This window comes from Paenibacillus sp. Z6-24, from assembly GCF_054161335.1.
Window position 1 is genome coordinate 2,881,391 of the sequence record NZ_CP096398.1, and the last position, 16,013, is coordinate 2,897,403.

Annotated in this window: 13 protein-coding genes; 4 read left to right on the top strand and 9 right to left on the bottom strand. The window is 50.7% G+C overall.

The window, feature by feature from the left end:
- Window positions 1-331 precede the first annotated feature (331 nt).
- The 8 genes from M1D61_RS12380 to M1D61_RS12415 form a co-directional block, all read right to left on the bottom strand.
- Window positions 332-1,210, bottom strand: coding sequence for a carbohydrate ABC transporter permease (locus M1D61_RS12380; protein ID WP_046214377.1), 879 nt, complete (start codon window positions 1,208-1,210; stop codon window positions 332-334).
- Between the two features lie 27 nt (window positions 1,211-1,237).
- Entirely contained in the window at window positions 1,238-2,128 is an 891-nt protein-coding gene (locus tag M1D61_RS12385; protein WP_458118856.1) for an ABC transporter permease, read from the bottom strand.
- Window positions 2,129-2,240: 112 nt separating this feature from the next.
- Window positions 2,241-3,914, bottom strand: coding sequence for a sugar ABC transporter (locus M1D61_RS12390; RefSeq protein ID WP_458118858.1), 1,674 nt, complete (start codon window positions 3,912-3,914; stop codon window positions 2,241-2,243).
- Between the two features lie 140 nt (window positions 3,915-4,054).
- On the bottom strand, window positions 4,055-5,662 hold the full coding sequence (locus tag M1D61_RS12395) for a response regulator transcription factor (RefSeq protein ID WP_458118859.1): 1,608 nt from the start codon (window positions 5,660-5,662) through the stop codon (window positions 4,055-4,057).
- 67 nt (window positions 5,663-5,729) lie between these two features.
- Window positions 5,730-7,481, bottom strand: coding sequence for a sensor histidine kinase (locus M1D61_RS12400; RefSeq protein ID WP_458118861.1), 1,752 nt, complete (start codon window positions 7,479-7,481; stop codon window positions 5,730-5,732).
- 20 nt (window positions 7,482-7,501) lie between these two features.
- Window positions 7,502-8,242, bottom strand: a complete 741-nt coding sequence (locus M1D61_RS12405; RefSeq protein WP_458118862.1) for a DUF1361 domain-containing protein — start codon at window positions 8,240-8,242, stop codon at window positions 7,502-7,504.
- On the bottom strand, window positions 8,235-9,248 hold the full coding sequence (locus tag M1D61_RS12410; RefSeq protein WP_458118863.1) for an ADP-ribosylglycohydrolase family protein: 1,014 nt from the start codon (window positions 9,246-9,248) through the stop codon (window positions 8,235-8,237). Before M1D61_RS12410 ends, M1D61_RS12405 begins: the two co-directional genes overlap by 8 nt.
- Before the next feature lie 251 nt (window positions 9,249-9,499).
- The gene (locus tag M1D61_RS12415) at window positions 9,500-9,892 is read right to left on the bottom strand and encodes a hypothetical protein (protein WP_458118864.1); all 393 of its coding nucleotides are present in this window, start codon (window positions 9,890-9,892) and stop codon (window positions 9,500-9,502) included.
- A gap of 676 nt (window positions 9,893-10,568) precedes the next feature.
- On the opposite strand from M1D61_RS12415, the gene M1D61_RS12420 reads away from it, so the two are divergent.
- The 4 genes from M1D61_RS12420 (at window position 10,569) to M1D61_RS12435 (ending at window position 15,121) form a co-directional block, all read left to right on the top strand.
- Window positions 10,569-11,336 carry an ABC transporter ATP-binding protein gene (locus M1D61_RS12420; protein WP_458122498.1) on the top strand — a complete coding sequence of 256 codons (768 nt, stop codon included), beginning with the start codon at window positions 10,569-10,571 and terminating at the stop codon, window positions 11,334-11,336.
- Window positions 11,337-11,377: 41 nt separating this feature from the next.
- Window positions 11,378-12,355, top strand: coding sequence for an aldo/keto reductase (locus tag M1D61_RS12425; RefSeq protein WP_458122499.1), 978 nt, complete (start codon window positions 11,378-11,380; stop codon window positions 12,353-12,355).
- 32 nt (window positions 12,356-12,387) lie between these two features.
- Window positions 12,388-13,476 carry a S66 family peptidase gene (locus M1D61_RS12430; protein WP_458118865.1) on the top strand — a complete coding sequence of 363 codons (1,089 nt, stop codon included), beginning with the start codon at window positions 12,388-12,390 and terminating at the stop codon, window positions 13,474-13,476.
- Between the two features lie 184 nt (window positions 13,477-13,660).
- On the top strand, window positions 13,661-15,121 hold the full coding sequence (locus M1D61_RS12435) for an MFS transporter (protein ID WP_458118866.1): 1,461 nt from the start codon (window positions 13,661-13,663) through the stop codon (window positions 15,119-15,121).
- A gap of 360 nt (window positions 15,122-15,481) precedes the next feature.
- On the opposite strand, the gene M1D61_RS12440 is transcribed toward M1D61_RS12435, so the two are convergent.
- On the bottom strand, window positions 15,482-15,961 hold the full coding sequence (locus M1D61_RS12440; RefSeq protein WP_458118868.1) for a VanZ family protein: 480 nt from the start codon (window positions 15,959-15,961) through the stop codon (window positions 15,482-15,484).
- Window positions 15,962-16,013: the final 52 nt, after the last annotated feature.

Sequence of the window (16,013 nt, forward strand, 5' to 3'; positions counted from 1 at the left end):
TACAAGACATTCTGTAATAACGATACGATTAAGTTGATAAAAACTTGTCAGTACTGCTCATCTATACCATGCAATACGATCAATATCATAAGCGTCCTAACAAATATGAACTAAGCAAGCGTTTTGAAGCAATAAGCACATAGCGGAGGGAAAGGAATCATCCTTCAAGCCGACCTTTAAGAATGGATTTTGACTGCTGCAAGCGGTCGTTCAAAAAATTCATTCTTAACCGGAGGCCAGAAGGATGATCCCTTCCCGGAGCGCTGTCTGCTCAAAACCACCGCTCTTGCTCTTGCTTAAATTATGCAACACCCGCTTTATTCAGCCGCAATTATTCTTTTACCGAACCGAGCGTCATGCCTTTTACAAAGAACTTCTGCAGGAATGGATACACGATCAGAATAGGCGCAGCTCCGATGAAGATCTGGGCCGCCTTGACGGTGGTCTGGGAGATCAGTTCCATCTCCTGCGGGCTGGAGCTCATGGAACTCATGTCCTGCTGGATGATAACGGTCTGCAGGAATGTCGCCAGTGGGAACTGGTTGGAATTGTTCAAATAGAGCAATCCATCGAACCAGGAGTTCCAGTGGAATACCATGCTGAACAGGGTGATCGTCGCAATCGACGGCATCGAGATCGGCAGATACATCGTGAACAATGTGCGGAATGGTCCGGCGCCATCGATAAAGGCGGCTTCTTCCAGTTCTTTGGGAATGCCGCGGAAGAAGTTCATCATCAGGATAACGAGGAACGTATTGACCGCACCGGGCAGAACAAGTACCCAGAAAGAATCGATCAGACCGAGCTTCTGGATCACGATATAGAATGGAACGAGACCGCCGGTAAATACCATGCTGAATACGAACAGCCAGGAATAGATGGTCCGTCCGCGGAATGCCGATTCATCCTTGGACAGCGGGTAGGCCGCCAGGAAAGTCAGCATCAGCGTAATCGCGGTACCGATCACGGTACGCAGTACGGAGATCCAGATGGAATGCAGAAATATGGGATTGAACATTGTTTTCTTGTAGGCTTCCAGCGAGAACTGTACCGGCCAGAGGCCGACCAGGTTCGCATCGGCTGCCGCCTTGGCACTGAACGATACTGCCAGTACGTGCACGAGCGGAACTACACACATGATGGACAGAAAAATCAGCAGTGCAATATTGAATACATTGAATATCCGGTAACCGGTTGTTTTATAATACATAGTTCCCCTCTTTTCCCTGGCCTGTCATTAGAATATGCAGTAGTTGGCCCATTTGTAGGCGGCGCGGTAAGACAGCAGGATCAGCACCATGCTGATAACGGATTTGAACAATCCGATCGCTGTACCAAAACCCATTTCACCGTTCAGAATTGCCGTACGGTAGACGAAGGTATCGATAATGTCGCCTTTTTCATAGACCAGCGGGTTGTACAGGTTGAAGATCTGGTCAAAGCCGGCATTCAGTACGTTACCAAGCGCCAGTGTACCGACCACTGCAGCAATCGGAACGATCGAAGGAATCGTAATATGCAGCGTCTGCCGGAAACGGGAAGCTCCATCCATCTCGGCAGCTTCATACAATGCAGGATTGATGCCTGCCAGCGCAGCAAGGAAAATGATCGTGTTATACCCAAACTCTTTCCATACATCCGATACGATAACGGTAAAGCGGAACCAGTCATTATCTCCAAGGAAGAAAATCGGCTGGACGCCAAAGCTGGAAAGTATCCGGTTCACAAATCCATCTGTCGCCAGCAGGTCGATCAGAATACCGCCGAGGATGACCCAGGAGAGAAAATGCGGCAGATAGACCATCGTCTGAATCGTCCGCTGCAGGCGTACTCTGCGGATCTCATTTAGCATAAGGGCGAATACAAAAGGAACAAACAGGTTGAACACCAGTTTCAGTACAGCGATAATCAGGGTGTTCCAGATGACCTGCACACTGTCCTGGCGTTCGAACAGATAGCGGAAGTTATCCAGCCCCACCCATTCCGACCCGGTAAAGCCGAGCCATGGTTTATAATCCTGAAAAGCCATCACGATACCGGCCATCGGCACATAGCTGAACAGCAGCAAAAAGATCATCGATGGCAGCAGCATCACGTGGAAAGGCCATGTTTTGCGAAGTGTTTTCATTACTTTCCTCCTGTGACAGATCTGACAGAGGTCATAGCAGCCAAGAAAATAACGACCCGCCAAGCCAGGTCGTTATCCTCCCGTATGCTGATATGTCTGCCTGACAGCTGGTTTATTTTGAAATACTGCCGTACCAGTCGTTGACTTCTTTGGTTACTTCATCACCGCCGGAAGATTTCCAGGTCTGGACGAAAGTATCAAAAGAATCGACCGGAGACTTGCCATAGATGATTTCGTTGAAAGCCTGGCTCTCAATTTTGTTCAGATAATCCATTTTGGTCTTCATGCTCTGTGTCGTTGGACCGGTAAACATATTTGGATAGGAAATGTCTTTCTGGGTCATCAGCACTTTGGCTGCTTCCGGCGTCAGCGGGCCGTAGTTGTTGCTGATATCACGTTCCAGACGTGTCTCGGGTTTGCCGCCGTCCGCCAGTTTGAGCAGCGCATCCATCTGCGCATTCGGGATACGTGCGCCGTCACGAACGAGCAGATAACGTACACTGTTCACATAGCCACCCGGAATCTGGTCGATTGGCATTACTTTGCCTGATGCATCCAGATCATAGTCATAGCCCTTGAACAGACCGTTGTCGAATTCACTGTCGGCCTTTGGATTGGCCAGATGATCGAACATGTAGTTCTGATAAGTGAAGAAAGCTTCCGGATTTTTCATGTTTTTGTTGATCAGGGTTACGCCGTTGGTTGTTGCTGTACCGTGACGCATCGCTTTGCCATCTGGACCTGCCGGAATGGCAATCGGCTTCCAGACTGCGTTCGGTGCATTTTTGACCGTATCCTGCAGCGGCCATCCGCTCATCCAGTATGGCCCAGGCAGAATACCTGCGGTGCCTGCTACAGCCGGCTCGGATGTTTTGTTCTCATCCCACAGGGCAGCTTCTTTTGGAATATAACCTTTGTCGAACCATTCCTTGATCTTGGTCAGACCCTGCTTCATGCCTGGCTGAATCGAACCGTATTGCAGCGTACCGTCAGCAGCCTTGTTCCACTGCTGTGGCAGTGTACCGTAAGCGCCGAAGATCCAGGACGGATCACCCATCCATGTGTTCATGGAGTTTTTGAAACCAATGCTCAGTGGAATGACTTTGCCCGGGGACAGGCCGTCCGGATTTTTGGTTTTGAACGCTTCCATGACTTTTTCCAGCTCATCCATGGTTGTTGGTGCTTTCATGTTCAGCTTATCCAGCCAGTCCTGACGAATCCACAGTACATAATCATGGTTGTATGCGTAGTCGAGAACCGGGATACCCATTTTTTTGCCATCACGGATGTACGGATTCCATACATTTGGATCTTCTGCCATGGCCGCTTTCCAGGTATCGGATGCATATTTGTCAAACAGCGGGCCAACTTCACTGTAGATACCGGAGTCGATCAGATCTTGTGCCAGCTGTGCATCGGTGTCACCGATTGTTACCACATCAGGCATATCCTGACCGGATGACATGGACAGACGCATCTTGGTGGCAAATGCCCCGTTCGTATCGGTGACCGACCATAGCGATTTGATATCGATGCCAAATTTATCCTTGGCCCATTTGGTGGCTACGTTATTTTCAGCCGATTCGCCGTTTTTGAATTTGAGTGACGGGTCAACGCCCCATACGGTGCTGATCGTTACCGGCGGATCGTACTTTTCCTTGTATGCGTTTTCAGTAGTGACCGATGTGGACTGGCTGCTGCTTCCGCCCCCGCCTCCACATGCGGCAAGAGTAGCTGCAGTGAGTACTGTTGTCAGCAGCACCGCAGCGTTTTTTTTGATTCCCATGTTGCTCCCCCTTTAACTTGAACTATGCTTATTTGGATTGGTTGATTTCTGGTGACTTGCTGTTCATGTTTTTATTATAAAGGGGAGAGCGTATACATCCTATGTCACGAAGTTAACATTCCTGCACCTTTTGCAAGCAATTACCGGTCCCTGAATTCATTGGGTGTCATTCCATAGTGCTTTTTGAATAATTTGCTGAAATACTGCGGATTCTGATAGCCCAGCTCGGTGGTAATTTCATAGATTTTGCGGTTTGTATGCTTCAGCAGATACAGTGCTTTTTCCATACGGATACGGATAATATAGTCACCCAGACCTTCGCCGGTCTCGGCTTTGTAGATTTTGGACAGGTAGACCGGATGCAGGAATACACGGTCGGCGATATGTTTGACCGATACATCCTGGCCCAGATTCTCGGCGACGATCTCTTGTACCTGCTTGACGATCCGGCTGCGGCTCGGTTCAACAGTCGAACTGCGCTGGCTTTCCATCCGGGTCAGTACATTCATGCACCAGCTGCGCAGGCGATCCAGCGAGCCGGTAATATGCTGGGCGGCAAAAGGGTCCAGTCCACCGGAGTCGCTGGCTCCAAGTACATGCCCATGATGATGGGCCATATAGACCAGTGCATTGCTGACAGCCAGATACACTTCGTACAGCTGTTCATGGGTCAGCGGCAGCGGTTCCAGTGAATCCAGTACGCCGGTGAGCTTTTCCCTGGCGGTATTCCACTGGTCCGATTCCAGCAGATGGATCAGGGTCGGCGGACGGTAGAGCGGCTCCATGTATTTGATAATAGCCGGGCGTTCCAGTGTGTAATACTGGGGCTGCAGATAATGAATCCGCGACTCTTCGGCAACAGAGGACCACTGGGCAAACCGCAGCATCTGCCGGTACGCCGATGCCAGTCCATCCGGGAAAATAATCACTTCACTCACATACACGGCCAGCTGCAGCTTCAGATAACGAGCGGCATTATCCACAAAAGACTCCAGCATCTGCTGATCTTCCTGCTGCGTATCCTGTTCTGCATTTCTCCATAGCATAATCAGTCCGTTATGCGGCGCTCGGCCCGACCATAGCGGACGTTCTCCGGATAGCACTTCGGCAGCGATATTGGCCGCTGCATATTCAAGCAGCCGCGCTTCACTCTCCTCCATCCCCCGCAGCGAAGGACTGGTCGGGATGAACAGCATCCGCACGGAGTCACCGGGACGCAGCGCCACTTCATAATTTTCCAGACGGGTCAGCAGTTCCCGCTCGCCCGGCTCACGTCCGAGCAATAGATCGCTTAACAGACTTTCACGCAGCAGCTCGAGCTCCGACTGGCGGCGGTAGGAGAGCTGATTATACCGGTCCAGCTGTCCCCATTCCTGCTCGATCGCCTGTACAGCGGTGCTGACACTTTTGATAAACTGCTCGTCATCAACAGGTTTGAGGATATAATCGCTCGCTTTGAGCCGGATTGCCTTTTGTGCATATTCAAAATCCGAATGTCCGGTCAGCACCATCGTGCGCACGTCCGGCCACTGGCGCGACACTTCGCCCAGCAGCTCCAGACCGTCACGGTCCGGCATCCGGATATCGGTAACGACGATATCGATATCCTGCCGGTTCATAAGCTCCAGTGCCTGATCGACCGAATCGGCACGATACACTTCCTGAATGCGCAGCTGTTCCCATGGAATCGTGAGCGCGAGGCTCTCTGTCACATAGAATTCATCATCTACCAGTAAAATATTGACCATTCTCTTCACTTCCCTGATTTCAGTAATATCCTGTTTGTTATCGTTCACTCAAGTTAATTATCCGGGGTCAAAATGTGCCAGTGCCGGATTCGTTCTGCCAGCGCAGGGTTACCTGCAATCCTCCCAGCGGAGACAGTGATAAAGTAACCCCTGCACCCTCGCCAAAGCGCAGCTGCATTCGCTGATGCACATTCCATAATCCGCAGCCCATCTCTTCGCCAAGCGGTTCTTCCAGACTGGCCTGCAGATGGTGCATCGCCTCGGGCTCCATGCCTTTGCCATCATCTTCGACACTGAGCAGCCAGTACTCTCCTTCCCTTCGTCCGGTGACCCGGATCTGCCCGGCCGAAGAATATCGTTCCACCCCGTGGATGACCGCGTTCTCCACCAGCGGCTGGATCATCAGCGGCGGAATTAATACGCTCTGCAGTGCATCTTCCAGTTCAATATTATATTGCAGCCGGGCCATCCGCATCTGCTGAATCGCCAGATAATTGCACACAAAATCTATCTCTTCAAACAGCGGTACCAGATCGCGTTCCTGACGTGTCGTATAGCGGTAATACTGCGACAGATTCTGGGACATGGCGATAACCGCCTGCTGGTTGTTCATTTTGGCCATACTCGTAATAAAGGAAAAACAGTTATAAAAGAAATGCGGATTGATCTGGGACTGCAGCTGCTTGAGCCGGGCTTCCCGCACATGAATCTTTTCCAGATACACATGTTCAAATAACGTCTGGATCTGGGACACCATCGAGTTAAACCGATCCGACAGGTAGGCAAATTCATTGCGCCCTCTCGGCGTAATCCGTACCGAATAATCCTCCTGCTTGAGCCGGTTAAAGCCGACGATCAGCTGCCGCATCGGCACCTGCACCTGTGCATACAACAGATAGGCAGCGATAAAGCTCATCAGCAGCAAAATAATGACCGACAGATAAAACAGTCGGTTGGAATCCTGGATCGGCTGCAAAATATCATTAAGCGGAATGTAGTCGATCATATACCAGCCGGTCACTTCCGAACGCACTGCATTGAGCATATACGACTGCCCGTTCACATTGACTGTCCGGCTCTCGGCCTCTCCGAGCGACTGCTCATGCATTGAGCTGATCAGTGCATCGGTTAATCGGTGATCAGCAGAGCGGTTATAGATCGTACCAAATTCAGGATTGTAATAGAAAGGGTCTCTTCGCCCGTCACTTTTGAATTTGTCCAGCATATCCTGAATGTTACCGCTATCAAATTCGACCTTGATCACCGTACTGATATCCGATGAGTCGACGGTAGCATTGTAGGGAGAAATGGACGTCCAGGAAAAGACAAACTGGGCCGGAGCCGAAGACACGGCGCCCGGTACCCGGGTGACCTGCCAGCCGGAATGAAAACCTTGCGCTGCGACGTCCGGATCTATGGATGCTGCATCACTGTCCGTGACCAGCCGCTGCAGAGACGGCGAATAGATCGACAGATGAGCTCTCCAGTTGGAAGAGCTCTCCTGAATCGCCAGTTTGCCCTGAATCCGCTTGACCAGATTGATCGAATCCAGATTCAGATAGCCATTTTGCAAATACATATCGTTAAAGCTCACTACATCCGGGTCATGAATCAGCAGATTCGGCCAGGAAGACAGCAGCTCAATATTCGTATTTACCTGATTTTGAAAAAAACTGAGCTGATTCATATTCGACTGATTCAGCTCCTGCCGGAGTACATTCGTCGTGGTCTGATTGGAGTACGTATACAGAAGGATGATTGGAATCAGCATCACGACAAGCAGAATAATCATTTTGGTAAATAAGTTATAGCGGTACACTCTCATCGCACTCCTTCAATTCACCAGCGGTAACCTCTCCGCTGCATCCTAAACATACCGCCGCGCATAATCAGATAACTCACCAGGCTGATCACCAGAATCATCCCGCTGAACAAAAGCATAAAATGAAGTTCAGCCGGATCATTCACAATATTCATCACATCGCTCACAATCTTATGCGGATCGGTAAATACATCCCAACTGTTCCAGCGGACAAATCTTCCAATATAAATGCCGATACTGCTGAGTACCAGCACAATACACGCAAATACCCACGATCGCACCGCTCCATAACGCTCTGCGACCAGCTGCTGCAGCGAAGACAGCGAATACGTACCCAGTCCCAGTCCAACTACTGCAGCGGTAATAAACAGAAACAGATGGTACCAGAATTCCAGATCGTGCACAAAACGGCCGGATGGCTTGTAATGTACAAACGGATGAATCATATCCGTAACGAGATAGGCCGAGTTCGGATAAAATAGCAGCCAGACGATAATCAGCAGCCCGGTCACTATTTTCATCGGCCAGAACATCCGGCGCTGCCGATAGATGGAAGCCACTCCATCGAGCAGCAGGGCGAATCCAAGCGGCACCCAGGCCAGGAAAATATCCCAGTTCAGAAAACGGTACAGCGAACGCCCCGTGTAATCCCGCAGATGCTGCCCCATCCATACGCAAAACAGCGTTCCGATAAGCAGCGCGGCCAGCACAACTATTTTGCCGATCCAGGTACGGCTGCCCCATATGTTCTCATTCATGATTTGTTCCTCCCCCGGTCTGTGATGGCAGGCACTGGATCATCCGATCAAAGCGTTTACAGATCTCTTCGATATCGTTCAGTCGAACCAGCTGGCTGCGCCACTCGGCCGGTATGGCATCATAACCATAATAAAGACCTGCCAGCCCACCGGTTACCGCCGCAGTCGTATCGGTGTCTTCGCCGAGATTAACTGCCGTCAGCACGGCTTCCCGGTAGCTGTCCGTATTCAGCAGCGTCCAGATGCTCGCCTCCAGTGTATGCAGCACATAGCCGCCGGAAGCAATATCATCGACCGGCAGCTGATCCAGATTCCCCTGCAAAATGCGGGTGAACCGATCATATTCCGCATGATCGCTGTAATGTCTCCGGATCGTCTCGCACACCGCCAGATAACTGTCCCGCAGACTCCGTGCCGGCGGAGAATGCAGAAGCTCCACTCCCAGCTCCACATAGATCACGCCGGCCAGTATCGATACCGGATGCCGGTGAGTCAGCGAAGACACCCGGCGCACCCATTCATAACGCTCTGCAATCGTAGTATCAGATAGCCGGTAAACCAGCGGCAGAATGCGCATCAGCGAACCATTGCCGTTGCTGTATTCATCCTCGCCGCCAGCCTGCTCATAAGAAACAGCACCGCTCTCCATGCGCGTAAGCGCCTGCCGGGTCGCAATACCGATATCAAACAGCTCATCATGAGCTGTCCATAACCCCTGCCGATACCACTGGATAAACCGCCGTCCCAGATCATCGGTATCGAGCTGCGGATGCATCACCAGGCTGTACAGCAGACATAATGTCATCGTGCTGTCATCCGACCATGTTCCCGGCGGCTGATTATGCGTCCCGTAACCGATCATATCGGTCGCAGGACGCGCCGCTATCTCCTTCCGACTCATAAATTCATAAGGCACACCCAGCGCATCGGCGGTGAACAGCCCAATAATTCCACCTTTAACCGACAGCAGCGCAGCCGGATCGTTCGTATACTGTTGATTATTCATCGATATATTCTTCCTTTCCCTATTCAGAAATATGACTGTGCAAATGTATGGTGCTTGCCGTATCTTACTTTCTGTACACTGCCCTATAGCATAGCTTATTTTGATCAGTGTGAAAAGTTGATTCATCATTCGCCGCTGTCCCATTCTGTGTCCATTGTATGCATCGTATAAGCACTATAGCGCCATGCCAAAAAACCGCCCTTTCGCAATCAAAAAGGCGGTCTTCGCTTGGATGCTGTGTATTCAATGGATCAGGGATTCAGTTCAGCCAACCGGGCACCTACCCGTCCGACAGCGACTCCTTTGAGCGGAGCTCCCTCGGAAGTGAAGTTTATATAATAGTTGCCCGAATCCCAGGGCGTTGTTTTGTAAATGGACCAGATACTTCCACCTTGAATGCTAATGATACTGTCAGGAATCAGCTCGCCGGTTGGAGAATCTTTGGAAAGGGAAATCGCCATACGCTGCTTGCCTGCATTTTTCACCCATATTTTAACAAAGCCATAACCCTCTGGTATATGAAAAGGCTGGGACATTTGAGTGCTGGATAACCGTTCCACAAATACCGTTTTGGTGGATTGCGGCGGAGCATTGGGCTTATCTTTTTTCAGCATAGGAAAGGACTTCTCATGCTGGAACATCATAGCATTTACCCCCTTATGTGCACCTATACCATTATCCAAATAAATAGGATTTTCTTCAGCAGGTGCCAAAGACGAAGCTGCAGCGACTGGTACTTGCTGTGCTGCCTTTTGGACAGGATGAAAAAAGACCAGCAGCAGAACAAGCGCAATTACTGCTGTCAGGGTCAGACTTGTATATATGTACGCTTTTCGGTTTGGCTTCGGGCTTTGCTGTTTGGTGCTCAATTTCTTCTTTTCCATAATAAGTATTCCTGCTTTCTGTTTATCAATTGTAAAGGCTCAAATTCTACAAATTTATAATGCGGCTAATCCTGCTTCTCCTTTCTTTACTATCCAACTAAAAATTAGTTATTTATGTATAATTTATATTTTTTATCGGTGTGTTGTCAATTTCCACAGATATGCTGATTCGGAACAACGAGGATGCAGATGGTCCGCGCGTATTGTTTATATTTTTATACGCCATGGTGGTTTATGGATATGAATAAGCCTTATCATCAGGGGTTTTGCGGCAAAAAACCGTCTTCCTTCTACTAGAGAAAGCCAGAATGATGCTATAATTTGTAATACATCCAGAGCAGCACGTTCAACGAGCCGCTTAACCTTTTATTGACCCGAAGGAGTGAACATCTTGATTATTGATATCCAGCATGCCAGTTGGCGGCGCGAACAGAGTATGATTATTAATGATATTTCCTGGCAGGTACAGCCTGGGGAACACTGGTGCCTGCTTGGTCTTAATGGCTCCGGCAAGACGACCCTGCTCAATATGATCAATGGATACATATGGCCCACTACCGGGACCATCAGTGTGCTGGGCGAGAAGTTCGGTGAAGTCGATCTGCGTGAACATCGCAAACGGATCGGCTGGGTCAGTACATCGCTGCAGCAGCGTCTGCATGGACGGGATACGGCGGAGAATATCGTATTGAGCGGTAAATTCGCCTCAATCGGCATCTACACCCAAGTCGAGGATAGCGACCGGGAGCAGGCGCTGCAGCTGATGCGTCAGCTGGATGCAGAGCGTCTGATCGGCCGCACTTATGATACCCTCTCCCAGGGAGAGCGGCAGCGCATTCTGATCGCACGTGCGCTGATGGCTTCGCCGGATCTGCTGATCCTTGATGAACCGTGCACCGGTCTGGATATTTTCGCGAGAGACCAGCTGCTGCAGCGGGTGCAGACGATTACGATGCAGGATCACGCTCCAACCCTGCTGTATGTGACGCATCATATCGAAGAGATCATGCCTTGCTTTAACAAAACGATGCTGCTGCGTGACGGCCAGGTATTCGCCGCCGGTCATACAGCGGATATGCTGGATTCACAGCGGCTGAGTGACTTCTTCACCGCCCCTGTCGAAGTACGTTCCGAGCCGGGCGATCGCTATTCGATCCGTCTGACCGGTCCTTTCACCACCATGCCTGAAAAGGCAGCAGAATAATCATCTCATGACTTGACTTGTGGAGGGAGCATTTACACATGATGAAATATCACTATCTGGGACGAAGCGGACTACAGGTGTCCCTGCTCGGACTGGGCACCAATTCCTTTGGCAAGCGCGCCGACAAAAAAACATCCATTCAAATACTGCATACCGCTATTGACAGGGGCATCAACTTTATCGATACAGCCAATATTTATGCGGGAACCGCCTCCGAACGGATTATCGGGGAAGGGCTCAAAAACGGCAAGCGGCATGACGTGATCCTCGCGACCAAAGCCGGACTGCCGCGCGGTGATGCACCCAATCAACGCGGCGCGTCCCGCTATCATCTGCAGCGCGAACTGGATGACAGCCTGAAGCGTCTTCAGACGGATTATATCGATCTTTATCAGATTCATACATTTGATCCGTATACTCCATTGGATGAGACGCTGCGCACGCTGGAGCATATGGTTCAGGCCGGCAAGGTACGCTATATCGGCGCTTCCAACTATGCCGCCTGGGAACTGATGAAGGCGCTGAGCATCAGCGATCAGCTGAAGCTGGAGCGGTTCGTATCCATTCAGACGTCTTATTCGCTGGCTGACCGCACGCCGGAGCAGGAACTGATGCCGCTTTGCAAGGACCAGGGCGTCGGTATCATTCCTTATTTTCCACTGGCCGGAGGCATTCTTACCGGTAAATATTCACAGGAGGATGAAGCACCTGCCGGATCGCGGGCGGATAAGGACCCTTCCTTTAACCGCCTGCTGACCGGAGAGCGAATCGGTCTCGCTGATGGCATCAGCTGGTGCGCACGCTCCCTGTCCATCGACCCGGCCGTTCTGTCACTCGCCTGGCTGATGAAGCAGCCTGCCGTATCAAGCATTATTGCAGGCGCAACATCGGTGGAACAGCTGAACAATAACCTGAACAGTATCGAACTGGTATTAAGCGATGATGTTATGGCTGAACTGGAGCGGTTAAGCAAGCCTTTCCGTTACAGTGAACCGTTCGCCACCTATCGCCTGTTATAAAATAGATTTACTACGAGGAGGCTGCATGCATTATGGAATATATCCCGGATCGTTATTCGTCTGCAGAGAACGGCTTTACCTATCCGTCATCCCAAATGATCTACCCTGCTCCGCTGCGCCCGGGTGACCGGATCGCCGTTACTGCACCGTCCAGCGGAGTGAATCCCGAATACCATCATCTGCTGCACCGGACGCGCGATTATCTGGAGCAGGCCGGATATGAAGTGATTCTTGGCAAAAGCATATGGACCAACGATAAATGCGTCAGTTTGCCCAAAGCCGAGCGCGCCGCAGAACTGCAGACTTTTCTGCTGGATGAGCAGGTGAAGGCGATCATTCCTCCATGGGGCGGAGAATTCCTGATGGAATTGCTGCCGCTGCTGGACTGGGCTCGTATTCGTCAGCAGCCGCCTACATGGATTCTCGGATTCTCGGATATTAGCACATTGACTTTTGTCTATACCCTGCAGACCGGATACGCTTCCGCACATGGTCCGGGTGCAGTCGATATCTCCGGTTCCGATGATTCAACGACAGCCAAGTGGCAGGAGATGCTCACGGCACTGGCCAAGCAGCAGGTGGAGCAGCGCTCCTCCAGCCACCATCAGGCAGTCAGCGACCACAGCCGTCCCGGTTATAATCTGGATACACCAACCGATTGGCGCATTCTGGGACAGGAAGATCAGCCGGATGCTTCCCTGCAGTTCTCCGGTCGTCTGATTGGCGGCTGTATGGACGTTATCACCCCGTTAATCGGTACACCGTGGGCTCCAGTCAATAAATTCATCGAACATTATGGCGCTTCCGACGGGGTGATCTGGTACCTGGAGAGTTGCGAAATGAATGCCGGTGACATCTACCGCCATCTCTGGCAGCTGGACCAGGCAGGCTGGTTCCGTCATGCCAGGGGCATCTTGATCGGCAGACCGGCAGGCTATTCATCACTGGGCAATTTCGAATTGACCGATGCGCTGCATCAGGTATTTGACGATCTGGAGATTCCGGTCATCTATGGCATGGATATCGGTCATATTCCTCCCCAGTTGACACTTGTGAATGGTGCTTCGGCAGTAGTAAGTGTCCAATCGGGACAGGGCACTATCGTTCAGACATTGGATTAAATCATATTCCGATCCGTATGGTCAGATTCCACCAATACAGCCGCCAGCGTTGATCACGCAGGCGGCTGTTGTATTCTCATGATATATGGCAGCAAATCCGGATCGATAATGAGTGTATTTCATAATATCCGGTATTGATGATACAATAAGCTGGTTGGTTTTTACAGGACAGGGGGAGTTCCGTTTGCGCGCGATCTTATCATTTCTGGCAGAGGTACGGGACTGGCCGCGCAATGTGCGGCTTTTTTTCTGGGCGAATCTGCTTTACCAGATCGGTAATGGCATGTTCGGTGTACTTTACAATCTATACATACAAGGTTTGGGTTATCCAGATGCGATGAATGGGCGCATTATTAGTATTCAGTCGCTTGCAACCGCTATCTTATTTATTCCGGTCGGTCTGCTGGGTGACCGATTCAGCCGCAAAAAGCTGCTGGCACTCGGTGCGCTGTTCAGTGGTATTTTCTTTGTCGGCCGCTCTTTTGCCATGCAAAATGATACGCTGCTTCTGCTCGCAGTCTGTTCCGGGGTATTTGCCGCTATTTTTCAGGTAATGGCTATTCCCTTTCTTGCGGAAAATGTAACCCGTTCCCAGCGTCTGCGAATGTTCAGCTTTTATTCCTCGCTCGTACTGGCCGCGCAGGTTATCGGCAATACGGGAGGCGGTGTACTGGCAGATATGCTGCATGCCTCGGGATTCAGCTATGTAGCCAGTCTGCAATTCGTGCTGGTCGCCGGCAGTATAGCGACGCTGCTGGCTTTTATACCGATGATTTTTGTCATGGAAAAGCCTGTTCCATCCGATCAGTCAGAACCAGTTAGCCCAAGCACAGCAGGGGGCATCGGTTTATCCAATCAAAAGGATGAAGCTGCGAGTGTGGCTTCGTCTGTCCAGAGTGCCAAAACAGCTTCTGTACCTGGTCAAGCCTTGTCTGCTGATTCCACAGGAGGATCTCCCGAATCCGCTAAATCTTCTTCTGCCGATTCGGCGGCCATTCCGGCTATTGCAACGAATATTGCTGCCAACAGTAAGGCTTCTTCCGATATGAAATTTATTAGTCGCTTCATGCTGGCACAGCTGCTGACCGGATTGGGATCAGGGCTGGTCGTTCCTTATCTGAATCTGTATTTCACCAATCGATTCGATGTCTCCCTGACCTCGATGAGTATTCTGATATCGCTCGGTCAGCTGATGACAATTATCTCCATGCTGCTTGGCCCGGCACTGGCAGCTCGGATCGGCACCGTACGGGCTGTGGTTGCTTTTCAGATGCTGTCGCTGCCGTTCCTGCTGCTGACCGGATTTACCAATGTGCTGCTCGTGGCTTCCATCAGCTTCCTGTTCCGGCAGGCACTGATGAACGCAGCGAATCCGCTGCAATCGTCGATTATGGTTGACCGGGTCTCGGACAAACGCCGCAGCATCGCCAATTCGCTCATGCAGACCGTATTCATGCTCGGCTGGGCAACAATGGGTCCGGTACAATCCTATCTGGTGACCGGTTATGGCACGTACTGGGGCTATGCGATTACATTCAGTATTACCGGGGTGCTGTATATAGCCTCTTCGCTGCTCTATTACTTTATGTTCCGTCGGCCGCCTGCTCATGAGGCGGTCAGTGCAGAGCCTGCTGTACAACGCTAGAGAGCGACCCATGCAGCATGACAATTAGGATGCTGGCTGTGCTGATAATTCAGATTTGCAGAACCAATCGGGGAGATAGATAAAATAATAAAACACCTCCTATTTCCCGGCTTTTGCTGCGCCGAGAAATAGGAGGTGTTTTACTATATATGATTTTCCCAGCTAAACAGGAGATGTTCTGTTATATAGGAGTCTTTATGCAGCAATCTGCTGCATACAAAATGCGTATCGTTTAACAATATAACAGTCGGTCATAGTAAATGATAAAGCTTCCGGAGCAGACGACTGCCTGTATCGCCCCCCAGGTCCTGATCTAGATGGAGACATTGCTGTGCCTCTTCATTTTGGAACAATCAGGGGTCAGCTATGCCGACGAAACCGCTGAATTCCACTCCACAGCATATACCCGATCCAGGCGCCCAGCGTATTCAGCCAGATATCATCGACATCAAATGTCCCCCGCCGGGACAGCATCTGCATGCCTTCTACTATAAAGATGCAGCATACAAACCCGATCAGAAAACGTCCCAGCTTAACCTGACGAATCCAGGGTACCAGCAGTCCGAACGGTACAAACACACCTATATTACCGAGCAGATTAATCAGCCGATCGAGCGGACTGCCCACCCGCAGTGTCGCAAAATCGATCACGGTCCGAAAAGGAACCCAGTTATACCGATAGGGTGCTCCCGGATGATCAGTGCGCCCGAATCCGAAAAACATCCAGTAGAGCATCAGTAAGGTATACCCTGCCAGCAGCAGAATCGGCAGAATAGAAGATTTATTGACGCTTCCGGATGATTTTTTTTTATTTTGAATACGTTGTTGATTTGTGTTCACGTCTATTCCCTTTCTGGCTATATGTAGTCTATGTCCGAATCACATGATGCAG